Annotated in this window: 18 protein-coding genes; 13 read left to right on the top strand and 5 right to left on the bottom strand. The window is 72.1% G+C overall.

The features are described 5' to 3' along the window. Nucleotides 1-86: 86 nt before the first annotated feature. From ABZV93_RS19865 to ABZV93_RS19840, 6 genes are read left to right on the top strand one after another with little or no spacing between them, the layout of a single operon-like run. Entirely contained in the window at nt 87-2,186 is a 2,100-nt protein-coding gene (locus ABZV93_RS19865) for a molybdopterin-dependent oxidoreductase (RefSeq protein ID WP_354938056.1), read from the top strand. Beyond that, nucleotides 2,183-3,631 (top strand): FAD-dependent oxidoreductase, encoded by a 1,449-nt coding sequence (locus ABZV93_RS19860; RefSeq protein ID WP_354938053.1) that lies wholly within the window; start codon nt 2,183-2,185, stop codon nt 3,629-3,631. Before ABZV93_RS19865 ends, ABZV93_RS19860 begins: the two co-directional genes overlap by 4 nt. Then, the gene (gene nirB / locus ABZV93_RS19855) at nt 3,628-6,165 is read left to right on the top strand and encodes a nitrite reductase large subunit NirB (protein WP_354938050.1); all 2,538 of its coding nucleotides are present in this window, start codon (nt 3,628-3,630) and stop codon (nt 6,163-6,165) included. Before ABZV93_RS19860 ends, nirB begins: the two co-directional genes overlap by 4 nt. Then, nucleotides 6,162-6,536: a nitrite reductase small subunit NirD gene (nirD, locus tag ABZV93_RS19850; protein ID WP_354938047.1), complete on the top strand. Its 375-nt coding sequence runs from the start codon at nt 6,162-6,164 to the stop codon at nt 6,534-6,536. Before nirB ends, nirD begins: the two co-directional genes overlap by 4 nt. Then, nucleotides 6,533-7,735 carry a uroporphyrinogen-III synthase gene (locus ABZV93_RS19845; RefSeq protein ID WP_354938044.1) on the top strand — a complete coding sequence of 401 codons (1,203 nt, stop codon included), beginning with the start codon at nt 6,533-6,535 and terminating at the stop codon, nt 7,733-7,735. Before nirD ends, ABZV93_RS19845 begins: the two co-directional genes overlap by 4 nt. A 33-nt stretch (nt 7,736-7,768) precedes the next feature. Continuing rightward, nucleotides 7,769-8,104, top strand: coding sequence for a YnfA family protein (locus ABZV93_RS19840; RefSeq protein WP_354938041.1), 336 nt, complete (start codon nt 7,769-7,771; stop codon nt 8,102-8,104). A gap of 54 nt (nt 8,105-8,158) precedes the next feature. Here the strand turns inward: ABZV93_RS19840 and ABZV93_RS19835 are convergent, their stop codons facing one another. After that, nucleotides 8,159-9,433: a helix-turn-helix domain-containing protein gene (locus tag ABZV93_RS19835; protein ID WP_354938038.1), complete on the bottom strand. Its 1,275-nt coding sequence runs from the start codon at nt 9,431-9,433 to the stop codon at nt 8,159-8,161. A 265-nt stretch (nt 9,434-9,698) separates the two neighbouring features. Between ABZV93_RS19835 and ABZV93_RS19830 the strand changes: the two genes are divergently transcribed. Next, nucleotides 9,699-10,022, top strand: a complete 324-nt coding sequence (locus tag ABZV93_RS19830; protein ID WP_354938035.1) for a hypothetical protein — start codon at nt 9,699-9,701, stop codon at nt 10,020-10,022. Here ABZV93_RS19830 and ABZV93_RS19825 read toward each other — a convergent pair. The 4 genes from ABZV93_RS19825 to msrA all read right to left on the bottom strand — a co-directional run bounded on the left by ABZV93_RS19825 (nt 10,019) and on the right by msrA (nt 12,360). Then, a complete protein-coding gene (locus tag ABZV93_RS19825; protein WP_354938032.1) occupies nt 10,019-10,690 on the bottom strand; it encodes a DUF6247 family protein in 672 nt (223 codons plus the stop codon). The genes ABZV93_RS19830 and ABZV93_RS19825 overlap by 4 nt on opposite strands. Nucleotides 10,691-10,799: 109 nt before the next feature. Continuing rightward, a complete protein-coding gene (locus tag ABZV93_RS19820) occupies nt 10,800-11,090 on the bottom strand; it encodes a DUF6247 family protein (RefSeq protein ID WP_354938029.1) in 291 nt (96 codons plus the stop codon). A 62-nt stretch (nt 11,091-11,152) separates the two neighbouring features. After that, nucleotides 11,153-11,512, bottom strand: coding sequence for a YciI family protein (locus tag ABZV93_RS19815; protein WP_354938026.1), 360 nt, complete (start codon nt 11,510-11,512; stop codon nt 11,153-11,155). 209 nt (nt 11,513-11,721) lie between these two features. Further along, the gene (gene msrA / locus ABZV93_RS19810) at nt 11,722-12,360 is read right to left on the bottom strand and encodes a peptide-methionine (S)-S-oxide reductase MsrA (protein ID WP_354938023.1); all 639 of its coding nucleotides are present in this window, start codon (nt 12,358-12,360) and stop codon (nt 11,722-11,724) included. 199 nt (nt 12,361-12,559) lie between these two features. Here msrA and ABZV93_RS19805 point away from each other — a divergent pair, with 199 nt between their 5' ends. The 6 genes from ABZV93_RS19805 (at nt 12,560) to ABZV93_RS19780 (ending at nt 17,577) form a co-directional block, all read left to right on the top strand. Beyond that, nucleotides 12,560-13,312, top strand: a complete 753-nt coding sequence (locus tag ABZV93_RS19805; RefSeq protein WP_354938020.1) for a hypothetical protein — start codon at nt 12,560-12,562, stop codon at nt 13,310-13,312. Then, the gene (locus ABZV93_RS19800) at nt 13,309-14,460 is read left to right on the top strand and encodes a cystathionine gamma-synthase (protein WP_354938017.1); all 1,152 of its coding nucleotides are present in this window, start codon (nt 13,309-13,311) and stop codon (nt 14,458-14,460) included. Before ABZV93_RS19805 ends, ABZV93_RS19800 begins: the two co-directional genes overlap by 4 nt. A 167-nt stretch (nt 14,461-14,627) precedes the next feature. Further along, entirely contained in the window at nt 14,628-15,224 is a 597-nt protein-coding gene (locus ABZV93_RS19795; RefSeq protein WP_354938014.1) for a hypothetical protein, read from the top strand. Nucleotides 15,225-15,375: 151 nt separating this feature from the next. Further along, nucleotides 15,376-15,726, top strand: a complete 351-nt coding sequence (locus ABZV93_RS19790) for a nucleotidyl transferase AbiEii/AbiGii toxin family protein (protein WP_354938210.1) — start codon at nt 15,376-15,378, stop codon at nt 15,724-15,726. Between the two features lie 31 nt (nt 15,727-15,757). After that, nucleotides 15,758-16,117, top strand: a complete 360-nt coding sequence (locus ABZV93_RS19785) for a MazG nucleotide pyrophosphohydrolase domain-containing protein (RefSeq protein WP_354938011.1) — start codon at nt 15,758-15,760, stop codon at nt 16,115-16,117. Continuing rightward, complete coding sequence (locus tag ABZV93_RS19780; RefSeq protein WP_354938008.1) at nt 16,114-17,577, top strand: glutamate mutase L; 1,464 nt, start codon at nt 16,114-16,116, stop codon at nt 17,575-17,577. Before ABZV93_RS19785 ends, ABZV93_RS19780 begins: the two co-directional genes overlap by 4 nt. The last annotated feature ends 42 nt before the right edge of the window (nt 17,578-17,619 follow it).

Below are 17,619 nucleotides of genomic sequence, written 5' to 3'. Positions count from 1 at the left end.
CGATCCGGGGACCGGTGAGCGTGCGTTGACAGACTCGAAACAGAGGGGACCCAGGCGTGAAACGGTGGGACCGCAGGCTCGACGACATGTCCGATTCCGCTCCGGTGGCGACGCACTGTCCGTACTGCGCACTGCAGTGCGGGATGGGGCTGAGCGCGGTGCGGGCCGCGGGGGAACAGGGCTCGGAGAACGTGGTGGTGGCTCCCCGCGCACACGGGGACAACGCCGCCGCCCTGTGCCAGAAGGGCTGGACGGCGGCCGAACTCCTCTCCACCACCGACCGGCTGCGCACGCCGCTGATGCGGGCCTCGCGGGATGAGCCGCTCGCGCCCGCGTCGTGGGAGAGGGCGTTCGGCACCGTCGGCGCGGCGATCGCGCGGGTGCAGGCCGAACACGGGCCCGGTGCCGTGGCGGTGCTCGGCGGCGGGGGCCTGACGAACGAGAAGGCCTACATGCTGGGGAAGTTCGCCCGGACGGTCCTGCGCACGCCGAACATCGACTACAACGGCAGGTTCTGCATGTCGTCGGCGGCCGCGGCCGCCAACCGGGCCTTCGGGCTCGACCGCGGTCTGCCGTTCCCGCTGGGCGACATCGCCGCGGCCGACGTGGTCCTCCTCGTCGGTGGCAACGCGGCGGAGACCATGCCGCCGTTCCTGCGCGTGCTCACCGCATCGCGGCCGGACACCGGCGGGCTGATCGTCGTCGACCCGCGGCGTACGCCGACGGCCGAGCGTGCCCGGCTGCACCTGCAGCCCACGCCGGGCACCGACCTGGCGCTCGCGCTGGGATTGCTGCACATCGTGCTGGTGGAGGGGTACGCCGACAGCGAGTACGTCGCGGCCCGCACCACCGGTCTGGCCGACGTCCGGCCGATCGCGATGACCTACTGGCCCGAACGCGTCGAGCGGGTCACCGGGGTGCCTGCGGCCCAGCAACGGGAGGCGGTCCGGCTGCTGGCCACCGCTGACAAGGCGATGGTGCTCACCGGACGCGGCGCGGAGCAGCACGCCAAGGGAACGGACACGGTGAGCGCGTTCGTCAACCTGGCCTTGGCACTGGGGCTTCCGGGCAAGCAGGGTTCGGGGTACGGCTGCCTCACCGGGCAGGGCAACGGGCAGGGCGGCCGCGAGCACGGGCAGAAGGCCGACCAGTTGCCCGGCTACCGCCGCATCGACGACCCGGCGGCCCGCGCGCACGTGGCGGGTGTGTGGGGTGTCGCCCCGGACGACCTACCCGGTCCCGGGCCGAGCGCGTACGAACTTTTGGACTCCCTCGGCCGGCCGAGTGGGCCGAAGGTCCTGCTGGTGTTCGGCACCAACCCGGTCGTGTCGGCACCCGCGGCCACCCGGGTCGAGGAACGCCTGGCCGGGCTGGACCTGCTCGTGGTTGCCGACCTGGTGCGCTCGGAGACCGCCGACCTCGCCGACGTGGTGCTGCCCAGCGCCCAGTGGGCCGAGGAGGACGGCACCATGACCAACCTGGAGGGGCGGGTGATCCGGCGCCGCCGGCTGCGTCCGCCGCCGGCGCAGGTGCGCACCGACCTGGAGATCCTGGCCGGGCTCGCGGACGCTCTCGGCCGTGGACCTGCCGTGGAGACCGACCCGGGCCGGGTCTTCGCCGAACTCGGCCGGGCCAGTGCGGGTGGTCCCGCCGACTACGCGGGGATCAGCTACGAGCGCATCGACGCCGAGGGCGGGGTCTTCTGGCCGTGCCCGGGGCCCGCCCACCCCGGGACACCGCGGATGTTCCTGGAGCGCTTCGCCACACCGGACGGCCGGGCGAGGTTCGTGCGGGTCGACCACCGGCCAGCGGTGGAGGACGTGGACGAGGCGTACCCGGTCTACCTCACCACCGGCCGGGTGCTGGCGCAGTACCAGAGCGGCGCCCAGACGAGGAGGGTCCCGGCACTTGCGAAGGCGGCGCCCGGGCCGTTCGTGGAGGTGCATCCGGTGCTGGCCGAACGCCACGGCCTTGCCGAGGGCGACGACGTACGGGTGGTGAGCCGGCGCGGCGTCGCCGTGGCACCCGCCCGGCTGACCGAGACGATCCGGGTGGACACGGTGTTCATGCCGTTCCACTGGCCGGGTGCGGGCCGGGCCAACGTCCTCACCAACCCGGCGCTGGACCCGACGTCGCGGATGCCGGAGTTCAAGGTCTGCGCGGTCCGGCTGGAGGCGAGCCGATGAGCGTCGTGGTGGCGGGCAACGGGATGGCCGGTACGAGGTTCGCGGCCGACCTGCGCGCACTCGACCCGCACCGTCCGCTGGTCGTGTTCGGTGCCGAGCCCGGCCGGGCGTACAACCGGATCCTGCTGCCGGAGCTGCTGTCCGGCCGGCTCGCGCCGGACGACCTCGCGTTGCCCGAACCGTCCGGTGCGCTGGACCTGCGCACCGGGGTCTCGGTCACCGCGATCGACCCGGGTCGGCGCGTGGTGTACGCCGACGACGGGAGCCGGACGCGGTACGACGTGCTGGTGCTCGCCACCGGAAGCCGGCCGGTCGTCCCCACGGTGAAGGGGCTGTGCCACGACGACGGTTCGCTCGTGGAGGGCGCAGCCGTGTTCCGGACCCTCGCCGACTGCCGGCGGATCCTGGCCGCGGCGCGCGGGGCTCGCGACGTCGTGGTGCTCGGCGGCGGTCTGCTCGGCCTGGAGGCAGCGCGCGGCCTTGCCCGGCGGGGACTTCGGGCCCGCGTCGTGCACGCCCGCGGTCACCTGATGGAACGCCAACTCGACCTTGACGCCAGTCGCATCCTCACCGGAACGCTTGCCGAGTTGGGGGTCGAGGTGCTGGTCGAGGCGGCGACGGCGGCCGTCGTCACCGATGAGGACGGGCACGTGTGTGGCGTCGTACTGGAGGACGGCACCCGGATCCCGGCCGACCTGCTGGTGGTCGCGTGCGGCGTACGGCCCGACACCGGGCTCGCTGTCAATGCCGGCTTGCGCACCGGCCTCGGGATCGTGGTGGACGACCGGATGCGTACCTCCGACCCCGCGATCCTCGCCCTCGGCGACTGCGCCGAGCACCGCGGCCGGGTGTACGGCCTGGTCGCGCCCGCGTGGGAGCAGGCCAGGGTCGCGGCCAGGGTGGTCGCCGGGCACGGCGGGACGTACGCCGGGTCGAGGCTGGTCACCCGGCTCAAGGCGCCCGGCGTCGACCTCGCCACCATGGGCGATCCACACGTGCGCGACGAGGCCACCGAGGTGGTGACCTTCGCCGACCCGGCACGGCACGTCTACCAGAAGGTGCTCATCCGCGAACGCCGGCTGGTCGGCGCGATCCTGCTCGGCGACAACCCGAGCGTCGGCACGGTCACCCAGCTGTTCGACCGGGACGCGCCGGTGCCGGCGGACGCGCGGTCGCTGCTGTTCGCCCGCCCCGGCGCCGGTCCGGCCGCGAGCGGATCGGCGGGCGGGCCCGCCGCCGGCGACACGCTGTGCCGGTGCAACGGCGTCACCGCCGGCGGCATCGCGAGCGCGTGGCTGGCCGGTGCGCGTACTACCGAGCAGGTCGCGCGGGCCACCCGCGCAAGTACAGGTTGCGGTGGCTGCCGCGACACCATCGAGGGGTTCGTCGCCGCGCTGTCCGCGGGCCCGGCGCACGTCCCCGCGCCGGAGGAGGTGGTCGCATGAAGCTCGTCGTCGTCGGCAACGGCATGGTGGGGCAGCGGTTCGTGGAGGCGTTGCGCGCCCGGGACACCGAGGGCCGGTGGGAGGTGACGGTGCTCGCGGAGGAGAGCCGGCCCGCGTACGACCGGGTGGGCCTGTCGGCGTACTTCACCGGCACCTCGGCGGAGGAACTCTCCCTGGTGCCCGAGGGGTTCTACGACGACGCCGCGGAGGTGACCCTACGTCTGGGTGAGCCCGCGTTGTCGGTCGACCGGGACCGCCGGGTGGTCACCACCGCGCGGGGCGAGTACGCCTACGACGCGCTGGTCCTGGCCACCGGGTCGTACCCGTTCGTGCCCCCCGTGGCCGGCAGCGACCTGCCGGGCTGTTTCGTGTACCGCACGCTGGAGGACCTGGAAGCGCTCGCGGCCCACTGCGCCGGACGCCACGCGGGCGCGGTGGTGGGCGGCGGCCTTCTCGGCCTGGAGGCAGCGAATGCACTTCGCCTGCTGGGACTTCGCACCCACGTGGTGGAGTTCGCGCCGCGGCTGATGCCGATGCAGCTCGACGAGGCCGGCGGCGCGATGCTGCGCCGGCACGTCGAGGCGCTCGGACTCACCGTGCACGCCGCGACGAGGACCGAGCGGCTGGAGGCCGGGCCGGACGGCTGCGTGCGGCGGATGGTGTTCGGCGCGGATGATGTCGACAGCACCGACGAGCCCACTGTCACCGAACCGGGCATCGACGTGGACACCGTGGTCTTCGCGGCCGGCGTCCGTCCCCGTGACGACCTCGCCCGTTCGTGCGGCCTGGAAGTCGGCCCGCGCGGTGGCGTCGTCGTCGACCGGACCTGTCGTACGTCCGATCCGGACGTGTACGCGATCGGGGAGTGCGCGAACGTGGACGGGCGGGTGCACGGCCTGGTGGCACCCGGCTACGCCATGGCCGAGGTGGTGGCCGGTCGACTGCTGGGCGGCGACGATACGTTCGCGGCCGCCGACACCTCGACCAAGCTCAAGCTGCTCGGCGTGGACGTGGCGAGTTTCGGCACACCGGCCGGCGAACTGGACGTGGTCTACTCCGACCCCGCGCACGGCATCTACGCCAAGCTCGCGCTCACCGACGACGCGCAGACTTTGCTCGGCGGGATCCTGGTCGGCGATGCCTCGGCCTACGCCGTGCTGAGGGCCAGTGTCAACGGCCCCTTGCCCGGGAAGCTGGCGGACTTCCTCGGCTCCGGGGAGGTGTCCGGCGACCTGCCCGGCGGTGCGCAGGTGTGCTCCTGTCACGCGGTCACCAAGGACGACATCCTCACCGCGGTGGGGGACGGGCACAGCGACGTCGCCGGGCTGAAGGCGTGCACCCGGGCGGGCACCGGTTGCGGGTCGTGCGTACCCCTGCTGAAGACGCTGCTCACCCAGGCGGGCGTGGAGCAGTCGAAGGCGATGTGCGAGCACTTCTCGCACTCCCGGCAGGAGCTCTTCGACCTGGTGCGGGTGCGCGAGCTGCGCACCTTCTCCCGGATCGTGGCGGAGTTCGGCACCGGGCGGGGATGCGACGTCTGCAAGCCCGCGATCGCCTCCATCCTGTCGAGCCTGGGCAACGGGCACATCCTGGACGGTGAGCAGGCCGCGCTGCAGGACACCAACGACCGCTTCCTCGCCAACCTTCAGCGCAACGGCACCTACTCCGTCGTCCCACGCATCCCGGGTGGTGAGATCACGCCGGACAAGCTGCTGGTGATCGCCGAGGTCGCCCGGGACTTCAACCTCTACACGAAGATCACCGGTGCGCAGCGCATCGACCTGCTCGGCGCCCGGGTGGAGCAGCTGCCGCTGATCTGGCGCCGGCTGGTCGACGCGGGGATGGAGTCCGGGCATGCGTACGGCAAGGCGGTCCGGACGGTGAAGTCCTGTGTGGGCACGACCTGGTGCCGCTTCGGCGTACAGGACTCGGTGAGTCTCGCCGTCAACCTGGAGTTGCGCTACCGCGGTCTGCGCTCCCCGCACAAGATCAAGGCGGCGGTGTCGGGCTGCGCACGCGAGTGTGCCGAGGCGCGAGGCAAGGACGTCGGCGTGATCGCGACGGAGAACGGCTGGAACCTCTTCTTGGGCGGCAACGGCGGCTTCCGCCCCAGGCACGCGGACCTGTTCGCCACCGACCTGGACACCGAGACTCTCGTCCGCACCATCGACCGGTTCCTGATGTTCTACGTACGCACGGCCGACCGGCTCCAGCGCACCGCCGCCTGGATCGAGGGCATGGACGGCGGCCTGGACCACCTCCGGTCGGTGATCGTCGACGACGCGCTCGGTATCTGCGCCGATCTCGACGCGGCCATGGAACGCCACGTCGGCAGCTACAGCGACGAGTGGGCGGCGACCCTGAACGACCCGGAGAAGCTCGGCCGCTTCGTGTCGTTCGTCAACGCGCCCGGAACGCCGGATCCGTCGATCGAGTTCGTCACCCAACGCGGCCAGGCGGTACCCGCCGACGCGCCCGTCCTCGTCGCCGGCCCCACCCTGGCGACGCGCACGCAAGGAGAGGTTGACAGATGACAGCAGTGCTGAGCGAACCCGCGGGAACGACGTGGAACCACACCTGGGTCGCGGTGTGCGCCGAGTCCGACCTGGTGCCCGAACGCCCGGTCGCGGCACTGGTCGGCGGGGAACAGGTCGCCGTCGTCCGCACCCACGACGGGCAGGTACACGCCGTGGGCAACCGCGACCCGTTCTCCGGTGCGTACGTCCTGTCCCGCGGCATCGTCGGCAGCGCCGGGGAGGTTCCGGTGCTCATCTCGCCGATGTTCAAGCAGGCGTTCGATCTGCGGACCGGGCAGTGCCTCGGCACCCCGGGGGTTGCCGTGCCGACGTACGCCGTCAACTGTGACGGCGGCGTGGTGTCGGTCGCCCTCGGGGACCGGCGATGACACCGATCCGGCAGGGCGAGGCCCCGGCCGCGGGGTTGCCGCCGCCGGCGGCGGGGGCGAGCGCCGAACCGCCGCGGGCCGCGGAGGTCTCCACGGAGCTGCGGCCGCTCACCGGCTTCACCGTCGGGGTGACCGCGGCCCGCCGCCGGGAGGAGCTCGTGGCGTTGCTCGAACGCCGGGGAGCGCGGGTCGTCGAGGCCCCGGCCATCCGGATCGTCCCGCTGGCCGACGACCGGGCGCTGCAGGCGGCGACGCGGCTGTGCCTGGCGCAGGGCATCGACGTCGCGGTGGCCACGACCGGGATCGGTTTCCGGGGCTGGCTGGAAGCCGCGGAGAGCGCCGGCCTGGCCGACGGGCTGCTGGCCGCGCTGGCCGGTGCCCGGTTGCTCGCGAGGGGGCCGAAGGCGCGTGGTGCGATCCGCGCGGCCGGGCTGACCGAGACCTGGGCGCCTGAGTCGGAGTGTTCGCAGGAGGTGCTCGACCACCTGCTGGCCGGCGGCGTACGCGGTCTGCGGATCGCGGTCCAGTTGCACGGCGAGCCGCTGCCGGATTTCGTCGCGGCGCTGCGGTCCGCGGGCGCCTCGGTGGTCGAGGTGCCCGTCTACCGCTGGGTGCTGCCCGAGGACGTGGCTCCGCTCGTCCGGCTGGTGGAGCTGGTGAAGCTCCGCTACGTCGACGCGGTCACGTTCACCAGCGCGCCCGCGGCGGCCGCTCTGTTGGAGGTCTCGGGTGCTGAGGAGGGGGCCGTACTCGAGGCGTTCCGGAGCGGGGTGCTCGCCGCCTGTGTGGGCCCGGTGGCCGCCGGTCCGCTCGCCCGGCGCGGCGTGCCCACGCTGCAACCGGCCCGGGCCAGGCTCGGCGGACTGGTACGCACCCTGACCGACCGGCTGCCCGCGCACCGCACCCGCCACGTCGCGGTGGCCGGTCACCGGCTGGAGATCCGCGGCCATGCTGTCGTCGTGGACGGGGAGATGCGGATGCTCGCCCCGGCCCCGATGGCCGTGCTCCGGGCACTCGTCGAGCATCCGGGCCGCGTGGTGTCCCGGGCCGACCTGCTCCGCACCCTGCCGCGCAGCGCGGACGGGCACGCGGTGGAGATGGCGATCGCGCGGCTGCGGGCCCGGCTGGGGGATTCCCACATCGTCGGAACGGTCACCAAACGGGGATATCGCCTCGCGGTCGACCCGGACGGCCGGTGAGCGGCACCACCGCGGTGCCGTAGCGTCCGGTGGGTGACGGTGGCACGGTCCCTGGTCCTGTTCGTGGTCGCGGCGCTCGCCGAGATCGGCGGCGCCTGGCTGATCTGGCAGGGCGTTCGCGAACACCGGGGCGTGCTCTGGATCGGCGCCGGCATCGTCGCGCTGGGGGCGTACGGCTTCGTCGCCACCCTCCAGCCGGACCCCAACTTCGGCCGGATCCTGGCCGCGTACGGCGGAATCTTCGTGGCCGGCTCACTGGCCTGGGGCGTCGTCGTCGACCGCTTCCGCCCGGACCGGTGGGACCTGCTCGGCGCCGCGATCTGCCTGGTGGGCGTGGCGGTGATCATGTACGCGCCGCGCGGCCGCTGACCCTGGCCGGCCGGCGCTGACCTCGGCCGGCCGGGCGCTGACCCGGCTGACCGCTCAGTCGTCGGACAGCGGAGTGCGCGCGATCACCGCGGCCGCCAGCAGCTGGGCGTCGGCCGGCCGGCCCGGGTCGAGCCTGGTCAGCTTCGCCACCCTGTTCAGGCGGTAGTCGAGGGTGTTCGGGTGCACGTGCAGCTCGGCGGCCGCCTGCCGGCGGTTGTGGCCGCTGCGCTGGTAGGCGAGCAGCGTCTCCACCAGGTGCGGGTGCCCGTCCAGGCAGTCGAGAATCCGGGCCAGCCGGTCCCGTCCCCGCCCCGGCCGGGTGAGCTGGTACTCCAACAGCACGTCGGAGAGGACGTACGCGCCGGGCGGGCGGCCCAGGCCGTACGCGAGGTGGGCGATCTCGTCGGCCTGGTCCACCGCGTCCGGGATCGCTGCCAGCTCGACCGCGCGTTCGGCGCCGACCAGGACCGGGGTGGTGAGCGCCGCGCCCAGGCGCTCGGCCAGGGACACGAGGCCCAGCTCCAGCGACGGCAGGGCGTCGCCAGGTGCGGGGACGAGCGCGACGCCACGCCGCCCGTCCAGCACGGTGAGCACAGGGGACCCGGCGTAGGCGTCCAGCTCTTCCTGGATCAGGTGGCCGACCTTCTCGGGGGCCACGTCGTCCGGCCCGCTGATGGTGAACACCAGCACCAGGTGGTTGGTGGTGAGGCTGATCCCGGCGCGTTCGGCGTGGGCCGAGGCGGGTTCGCCCGCCAGGAGCGCCCTGGTGAGCGCCCGCCGGGCGGTGTTCTCCTCGTCGTTGAACTGCTGGTGCCCCTCGACGTAGCCGCTGGACACCGCGCCCGTCACCGACCGCACGTAGGCCAGCAGGTGGTCGCTCCACCGGCGCAGCTCACCGGGGTCGTCCGCCGAGACGACCTCCTCCCAGCCTGTCCGGGCGCTCAGGTGGTACGCGGCGAGCAGGTCGGCGATGGGGATGTCCGCGCGGGCGTGGCGGGCGGCGTCCTCGCGTACCTCCGCGAGCTCGGCCCGGCTGGGCAGCCGGTGCTCGTCCGCGGCGCGGAGGTAGCGGTCCACGTTTTCCCTGATCACTGCCGCGAGCGCGTCGTACGACCCCTCTGCGGGCGGCGGCGACCCGGGCGCCGGCGGGTCGGCACCGGCGGCCTGGGGCGGGCCGTGCTGGCGTGCCCGGGGCCGGGCCTGCGCCGGCGAACCGGTGTCCGGACGCTCGAAGACGACGGTCGGAACCTCGGCGGCCAGCTCGTCCAGGGCGCGCCGGGCCGCCGCGGGTCCCCGCGATGTCCACCGGTCCTCCGGCGTGCCGTTCACCAGGTGATTGTCATGCGTCACAAAGGGGCCGTGCAAATCAGGCGATTCGCGCGCGGCGTCGGCGTATTGTCTGCATACTGATCACCGTTGCGGTGAACCCGACTGCCGGCCGGGCGGCGACGGGGATCACGTGACGCGGTAGGCACATCCACGACGAGAAGCAGTGCGGCGGCGGATGGGTCGCCGGAACCGGCCTGGTGCCGGTCACGCCGACCCGTCGCGCAGGGAACAGGGATCCGCGGCCCGCGCCTGAGGAGACCACGGCATGAAGGTTGCACACGGAGACCGAATACGCACCACGGTCGAGATCCGCAGCGGTTTCCAGGTCATCGAAACCGGGACCGAGGGAGTCGTCTTCGACACCCACGACAAGCCCGACCGGTCCTATCTGATCGACCTCGGCGCGGACAGTGACGTCCGTTACACCGTGCTCTTCCCCGGGGAGTTCGAGGTGACCGCGAAGGCGGCGAACCCTGGTTGCCCCGAGGCCGAGGCGCACGCAGCGGAGGCGGCTGGTCAGGCCGGCAAGGACTCCGAGACGGGCAAGCCCGCGGAGGCACCCGTTCCCGCAGCGGCCGCCCGCCGCTAGCAGGCCGGTTCTCGGCCGGCGGCGCCTGATCGGTGCCATCGTCCAGCCCGCGCCAGGCGTGGACCGGATGAGATCGTGACCCGCCTCAGCCCGTACGGCTGGGACATCCGGCGCCGAAGTCGTTGACCTGCCGCGCCCGGGCCGGATCGGTCGCCTGCCACACCCGTCCGGGGAGAGGACTCTCGCCAGCTCGCCGTTGGGTCAACTTCGTCGAGGCAACTGACTGGCCTGGGCTCTCTCGCACGGCATCCCGTGGGTTCTCCAGCAGTTCCATCAGGCGTTCCAGGAGGGCGCCGTTTCGCACGCCGATTGGCAGCCGCCCGTTCAGCTCGTAGAGAGCCCGCGTGGAAGCCGTCGAACTTGTAGGTCACAAGCCGGCCCGCCCAGTCGGGTGGGATGTAGCGGACAAAGGCGTCTTCCCGACCTTCGACACCGTCCTGTATGGCCTCCCGATATCCGGGCCGGGCGTAGGCCATCGCCCGCAGGCGCCACTGCCGCAGGAGAGTCCTCACCTGCGTGAACCGGGCAAGGTCGTGTGCCGCATCGAGGGCTTGGTCGTACTCGGCACGGAACTGGGCGCGATGTGACGCCGGAAGCAGTTCGAAGATAGCGGCCGGATCTTCCCCAGGGTCCGGCGATCCAACGGGTTCCGGGGGACTGGCAGTCATGCGCTCAACTTACAGCTGCGACCAGCGCCCGAGCAGGGAGCGCCACAGTCGTGCGTGGCTACGTATCGGAGAACTCGCGTCGGCCAAGACAGTGGGGATTTCCCGGCAGTCACCTGCAGTCGGGCCATCTCGGAGACGCATCGTCCATCGGAACGAACTCGCCGCGCCGGTCCTCGCGTACGGCCCGCTCTGCCACCTCGAAGGCAGGCCTGGAGACCGCACCTGCATGCAGTCCCCAGGTCCGCAACATCTCCTGAAGCCGCGCGAACCGAGTGAGATCATGCGCCGCGTCGAGAGCGGCGTGGTACTCGCTCAGGAACTGCGCGTGCCACTTCTCCGGGAGCGCCCGCAGGATCTCCGCCGGGTCGTCCGCGACCCTGTGAACCGGTTCGACAGGCATGCGCCGAACCTAGGGCACAGCTCAGACATGCTCCTCCGGGCATCGCCGCGCCGACGGGGTCCTCAGAAGACCGGCCGTCGTGGCTTGAACCGACGAACCTCCTGGGGCCAGCCGCAGGCTTCCGCGACCTTGCCGGCCCACAGCTTCGCGGCCTCGTCGTCGGCCACGTCCACCACGGTGAACCCGCCCAGGAACTCCTTGGTCTCGACGTACGGCCCGTCGGTGATCATCAGAGTGCCGCTGGTCGCGTCGGCGCTGAACGCCTTCTCGGGTTCCTCCTCCAGCCCACCACCGAACACGTACACGCCGGCGGCCTTCATCTCGTTCACGACCGCCATGGAGAGGGCCCCACGCCCGCGGTACCACTCCTCGGGGTGGTCGCCGACCCACTGCTGGTTGAAGAAGATGAGGTACTCGGCCATGTCTGCTCCTCCCGCCGTGGCGGACCGGGTGCCCGCCTGCACCCCCTCGACGATCGGCGAGAGGCGAAATCGACACGATCATGCGGCAGCGGCGGAGGTGGCACGCCATCGGGTTCCCAGAGTTGTCTGACGTCCACGCGTCGTCGTCGTACTCCGGATGGCCACGGTATGCGCCGGCGATGGGACGTCGCTCCTCGGTCCCCGGCGCTCTATGCGGGGAACGGCACTCCGGTGTTGGCGTGGCAGCGGTAGCCGTGCGGATTCTTCGCCAGATACTGCTGGTGCCCGTCCTCGGCGAGGTAGTACGTCGGCGCCGGCGCGATCTCGGTGGTGATCTCGCCGTACCCCCGGTCGGCGATCGCCTTGCCGTACGCCGTGCGCAACTGCTCGGCGACCTCGGCCTGCTCGGGCGTCGTGTAGTAGATCGCCGAGCGGTACTGCGTGCCGATGTCGTTGCCCTGGCGCATCCCCTGGGTCGGGTCGTGCACCGTGAAGAACGTCTTCACCAGATCGGTGTACGACACCATGGCCGGGTCGTAGACCACCCGTACCGCCTCGGTGTGCCCGGTGCGGCCGGAGCAGACCTCCTCGTACGTCGGGTTCGGGGTGGTGCCGCCCGCGTACCCGACGGAGGTCGACCACACGCCCGGGGTCTGCCAGTAGATCTCCTCCGCGCCCCAGAAACAGCCCAGGCCGAACAGCGCGACCTCATAGCCCTCGGGCACCGCGCCCTCCAGCGGGTTGCCGAGCACGAGATGGCGCGCCGCGACGGGGAAGGGGCGCTCGGGCCGGCCGGGCAGGGTGTCCTGCGGGCTGGGCATCTCGGTCTTTCGGTGGAACAAGCTCATGAGCCACCCTCTCCTCGCTGAGACCTGCGTACTCGACCGGGGTTTCCGGCGGATCACCGACGGGATTCCCCGAATGGCTCAACGCGGGCCCTCGGGTGCCGAATTCCCCGACCACGCGCCCGGGCCCCGGCGGCCTGGCGGCTCGCCACTGGTGGAACCCGGTGGAACTTCCGGCCGAGCGTGGCGCAGGCTCGGACCCGTGCGCAACGATCACGACCGCTCCATCGACCAGGACCAACCGCCCGGCGATCACGACCAACCGCCCGGCGATCATGCGCGACGTCCCAGGGACGCCTCGGGTCCGCTGGCGGCGCTGCGTACCGGCCGGCTGGGTCGGCGACTGCCCCAGTTGTACGCCGGGCTCGCGTTGTACGGCGTCTCGATGGCGCTGATGATCCGCGGTGACCTCGGCCTGGACCCGTGGGACGTCTTCCACCAGGGCCTGGCCGTACGCGTGCCGCTGTCCTTCGGGACGATCGTGATCCTGGTCAGTCTGGTCGTCCTGCTGGCCTGGATCCCGCTGCGCCAGTGGCCCGGGCTGGGCACGGTGAGCAACGCGCTCCTCGTCGGGGTGGCGGTCGATCTCACCCTGGCGGTGCTTCCGGCCCCGGACCCGATGGTCGCCCGGATCGCGTTCATGGCCGGCGGGGTCGTCCTGAACGCCGTCGCCACCGCCGCCTACATCGGTGCCCGCCTCGGACCGGGACCGCGGGACGGTCTGATGACCGGGCTCGTGGGGCGTACCGGGGGATCGGTCCGGGTTGTCCGTACCTGCATCGAGGTGGTCGTGCTCGCGATCGGCTGGCTGCTCGGCGGCACGGTCGGCGTCGGCACGGTGGTGTACGCGCTCGGCATCGGCCCCCTCGTGCACCTGCTGCTGCCGCGACTCACCGTCCCGACCGGGCCTGGTCCCCGCCGCCGGGAGCCATCCCGGATAGCCTCGAGGCCATGAACGAGCAGCACCGCGGCTTCGAGACCCAGGCGATCCACGCAGGTCAGGAGGCCGACCCGGCGACCGGCGCGGTGATCACCCCGATCTTCGCCACCAGCACCTACGCGCAGGACGGCGTGGGGCGTCCCCGGCAGGGCTACGAGTACTCGCGTACGCAGAACCCCACCCGCGCCGCGCTGGAGGAGTGCCTGACCGCCCTGGAGCAGGGGGTTCGCGGGTTCGCGTTCGCCAGCGGCATGGCCGCCGAGGACACCCTGCTGCGGACCGTGTGCCGGCCCGGGGACCACGTGGTCATCCCGAACGACGCCTACGGCGGCACCTACCGGCTCTTCGCCAAGGTCGCCCAGCCGTGGGGGGTCGAGCACACGCCCGCGCACGTGTCCGACGTGACCGCGGTCCGGGCTGCCGTACGGGCCCGGCCCACGTCCGTGCTGTGGGTGGAGACGCCCACCAACCCGCTGCTGTCGGTCGCCGACATCGCGGCACTGGCCGACGTCGCGCACGAGGCGGGCGCGCTGCTCGTGGTCGACAACACCTTTGCCTCGCCGTATCTCCAGCAGCCGCTCACGCTGGGCGCCGACGTGGTGGTGCACTCGACCACGAAGTACTGCGGCGGCCACTCCGACGTCGTGGGCGGCGCGCTGGTCACCAACAACGCCGAGCTCGGCGAGCGGCTGGCGTTCCACCAGAACTCCATGGGAGCGGTGGCCGGGCCGTTCGACTCCTGGCTGGTGCTCCGCGGACTGAAGACGTTGGCCGTACGCATGGAACGCCACTGCGACAACGCCGAGCGGATCTCCTCCTTCCTGCAGGCGCACCCGAAGGTCCGCCAGGTGCTCTACCCCGGACTGCCCCAGCACGCGGGCCACGAGGTCGCGGCCAAACAGATGCGGAGGTACGGCGGAATCGTGTCGTTCCGGCACGCCGACGGCGCCGAGGCGGCCGCGGAGGTCTGCGAGCGGACGCGGGTGTTCACCCTCGCCGAGTCGCTGGGCGGCATCGAGTCGCTGATCGAGCACCCGGGCCGGATGACCCACGCCAGCGCCGCGGGCTCGCCGCTGGAGGTGCCCGACGACCTGGTGCGTCTCTCGGTCGGCATCGAGACCGTCGACGACCTGCTCGAGGACCTCGCCCACGCCCTCGGCTAAGGGCGGGTGCTGGCCGTCTAGGCCGAAGGGCCCCGTACGAATGCTGGACGCGAGGCGAAGTGTGGAGACCGACGGTGGTCATAGGACCCCCGTATCCCTCCACACTTCCCGACCGGACCCTCGCCGAGCCGGAAGTGTGAAACCTCACGGTGTCCCGGCTTTCTCTCATGGCGAGGGCGTCCGAGTCAGCCACGAAGAAGATCCTGGCTCGACTGCCGGCGACATTCACCTACTCCGAGGCGCACGCGGGCGGGCTGTCGAATCGACGGTTGTACACGCTGCGGGACGAGGGAAAGATAGGACAACTCGGGCGCGGCCTCTTCCGCCAGCTCGATGCGGCAGGTGGAGCTGATCCGGATCTGCTGGAGATCGCGTATCGCGCGCCGGAGGCCACACTGTGCCTGACGACCGCGCTCGCACGTCACGGGCTGAGCGACGTCATACCCGCTCACATCGACGTCGCTCTCCCGCGTGGCAGGCGGCCTCCGCGTATCCAGGCTCCGGTCGCCTGGCACGCTTTCGCCCCCGACACCTTCACCATCGGCCGTGACGAACTGACGCTGACTGCGCAGACGAGCATCGGCCTGTACAGCCCGGAGCGATGCATCGTCGACGCCTTCCGACTCCGCCACCTCGAAGGACCCGAAGTGGCAGTAGAGGCGTTGCGACGCTGGTTACGACGTCGCGGCGCGCAGCCCGCAACGCTTCTGAGAATGGTCCGGTCGTTCCCCCAGGCCGAACCCGCGCTGCGCGACACCTTGTAGACACTTCAATGACTGCTGCCCGCCGGCCCACCCGAGCCACCGTCGAGGGTCGCGCATATCTGGATCTGCAGAACCTCGCCCGTCGTCAGCATCGTCCCACCGATGAACTGCACTAGCTCTACGCCCTGGAAGGCTTCCTCTACGCGAAAAGATCACCACCGCGCTACAGCGCGGGACCGTCAACACGCGCTGGCGTGACTTCGCCGACTTGTACCTCCTTTCGGGGCTTCACCCTGTCGAGGGGGCCGAACTACAGGGCGCCATTGCCGAGGTCGCGGCCTTCCGCCACGCCGAGTTGTTGCCGCTTGCCGACGTTCTCAACGGTTACGCCACGCGGGCACAAAGCCGGTGGGTGGCCTGGAGGCGCAAACAAGGCCTGGCCGACCGTCTACCGTCGTCCTTTCTCGAACTGCTCGGCGCAGTGATCGCCTTTACCGACCCAGCACTGACAGGGACCGCTGCCAACAGCAAGTGGGACCCGAGGACACGGAGATGGAGCTAGCTCCGACACGAGGGGCATCTACGCTGAGGCGATGACCGGGGACCGGCTGAATCTCGACCAGCTCACCGACCGCGCGATGCGGGTGCACGCGCTCTACGACCAGCTGAACGAGCAGGAGCGCGGGCGTACGTGGAACCGCGAGGAGTTCATGCTCGGCTTCGTCGGCGACGTGGGTGACCTGGCCAAGCTGGTGATGGCCCAGGAGGGTGCGCGGAACATGCCGGGCGGCCGGGAGGCCCTGTGTCACGAGCTGGCCGACTGCCTGTGGTCGGTCCTGGTCCTCGCGAAGCTGTACGACGTCGACCTGGATGCGGAGTTCCGGCGTACGGTCGACGAGCTGGAGAAGAAGATCTCCGCCAGGCTGTCGGACTCGCCGGTGGGAGCGCGGTGAAGGACGCCCCACCCGGATGCGGCGACGCGCGGCCCGAGCCGCGGCGGGTCCTGTGCGTCGACTTCGGGTCGACGTTCACCAAGGCCGCGCTGGTCGACGTGACGACCGGACACCTGGTCGCCACCGGCAGCCACCGCACCACCATCGGCACCGACCTGATGGAGGCGCTGGACGTCCTGCGTACCGACCTCGCGGAGGCGACCGGTGAGGAGCCGAAGTGGCCGGTCCGCGCGTGCTCGAGCGCCGGCGGCGGCCTGCGGATAGCGGTCGTCGGCAACGAGCGACTGGTGACCGTGGAGGCCGGCGAACGCGTCGCCACCTCCTCCGGCGGCCGGGTGGTCCACGTGGCGGCCGGCGTCCTCAATGCCACCGCGCTGACCGCGCTGGCGGCGTCCGCACCCGACCTGGTCCTGCTGGTCGGCGGCACCGACGGCGGCAACACCGCGGTGCTGCGCGCCAACGCGCGGGCGCTGGCCGACGCGGCGTCCACGTCAGCCTCCGACTCGACCTCGGCCCTGACCGTCCCGGTCGTCGTGGCCGGCAACGCCGCTTGTGGCCCGGAGGTCGCGCAGGTGCTGGCCGACGCCGGCGTCGCGGCGTTGGTCACCGACAACGTTCTGCCGCGCATCGGCGTGGTGTGCCCTGACCCGGCCAGGGCCTCGATCCGGGACATGTTCGTCCGGCACGTGATCGGCGGCAAGCACCTGTCCCGGCGGGACGAGTTCGCCCGCATCGTCGTGGGCGCCACGCCCGACCTGGTGCTGCGCGGGGTGGAGGTGCTGGCCCGCACCTGTGGTGTGCCGGGCGTGGTCGTGGTGGACGTCGGCGGGGCCACCACGGACGTGCACTCGGTGGTCGAGCCCGACCCGGAGGACGCCGGGCTGGGCCGGGAGGTCGTCGCCACCCTGCCGGTCAGCCGCACCGTCGAGGGCGATCTGGGCCTGCGGTGGAACGCGCCGGAGATCGTCCGTGCCGCCGTCAAGGCTCGGTTGCTCGACGAGGCGGAAGGGACCGAGGCCGCAACCCTGCGGACAGAAGCCGAACACCGTAAGGCGAATCCGGGGTTCGTCGCCACGACGCAAGCAGAGATTGACGTCGACGTACGGCTGGCCGAACTCGCCGTCAAGCTGGCCCTGCGCCGGCACGCCGGACGTTCTCAGGTCGTCACCGGCCCGGCGGGTCCGACGGTCGACCGGGCCGGCAAGGACCTGCGCGAGGTGGGCCTGCTGGTGGGCTCGGGCGGGCTGCTGCGGCACCTCGACCCAGAACTCGCCCGGACGGTCGTGGCCGCGGGGCTGGCCGGAGCCGCCGGGCACGGCCGGCTGGTCCCCGAGCACCCGGACCTCGCCGTCGACCGAGACTACGTACTCGCCGCCGTGGGACTGCTGGCGCCCGACCACCCCGACGCGGCCGCCGCGCTGGCCGCCCGGCTGGTGCCGGCCGCAGGACCCCGCGCGTGAACGCCCCCTCGCCGGTTCGGGGCCGGGCGCGGTAAGACTGGC

Source organism: Actinopolymorpha sp. NPDC004070 (assembly GCF_040610475.1).
In the GTDB taxonomy this organism is placed as follows: Bacteria; Actinomycetota; Actinomycetes; order Propionibacteriales; family Actinopolymorphaceae; genus Actinopolymorpha.
Note: the sequence above shows the minus strand (reverse complement) of the source record. Positions and strands in the feature narration are given on the sequence as shown.

Bases quoted from the DNA above. Each gene is read 5' to 3' on its own strand.
- ABZV93_RS19845 (WP_354938044.1), top strand. From the start codon at position 6,533: ATGACACCGATCCGGCAGGGCGAGGCCCCGGCCGCGGGGTTGCCGCCG.
- ABZV93_RS19825 (WP_354938032.1), bottom strand. From the start codon at position 10,690: ATGACTGCCAGTCCCCCGGAACCCGTTGGATCGCCGGACCCTGGGGAA.
- ABZV93_RS19820 (WP_354938029.1), bottom strand. From the start codon at position 11,090: ATGCCTGTCGAACCGGTTCACAGGGTCGCGGACGACCCGGCGGAGATC.
- ABZV93_RS19815 (WP_354938026.1), bottom strand. From the start codon at position 11,512: ATGGCCGAGTACCTCATCTTCTTCAACCAGCAGTGGGTCGGCGACCAC.
- msrA (WP_354938023.1), bottom strand. From the start codon at position 12,360: ATGAGCTTGTTCCACCGAAAGACCGAGATGCCCAGCCCGCAGGACACC.
- ABZV93_RS19785 (WP_354938011.1), top strand. From the start codon at position 15,758: ATGACCGGGGACCGGCTGAATCTCGACCAGCTCACCGACCGCGCGATG.
- nirD (WP_354938047.1), top strand. From the start codon at position 6,162: ATGACAGCAGTGCTGAGCGAACCCGCGGGAACGACGTGGAACCACACC.
- nirB (WP_354938050.1), top strand. From the start codon at position 3,628: ATGAAGCTCGTCGTCGTCGGCAACGGCATGGTGGGGCAGCGGTTCGTG.
- ABZV93_RS19860 (WP_354938053.1), top strand. From the start codon at position 2,183: ATGAGCGTCGTGGTGGCGGGCAACGGGATGGCCGGTACGAGGTTCGCG.
- ABZV93_RS19800 (WP_354938017.1), top strand. From the start codon at position 13,309: ATGAACGAGCAGCACCGCGGCTTCGAGACCCAGGCGATCCACGCAGGT.
- ABZV93_RS19830 (WP_354938035.1), top strand. From the start codon at position 9,699: ATGAAGGTTGCACACGGAGACCGAATACGCACCACGGTCGAGATCCGC.
- ABZV93_RS19865 (WP_354938056.1), top strand. From the start codon at position 87: ATGTCCGATTCCGCTCCGGTGGCGACGCACTGTCCGTACTGCGCACTG.
- ABZV93_RS19795 (WP_354938014.1), top strand. From the start codon at position 14,628: ATGGCGAGGGCGTCCGAGTCAGCCACGAAGAAGATCCTGGCTCGACTG.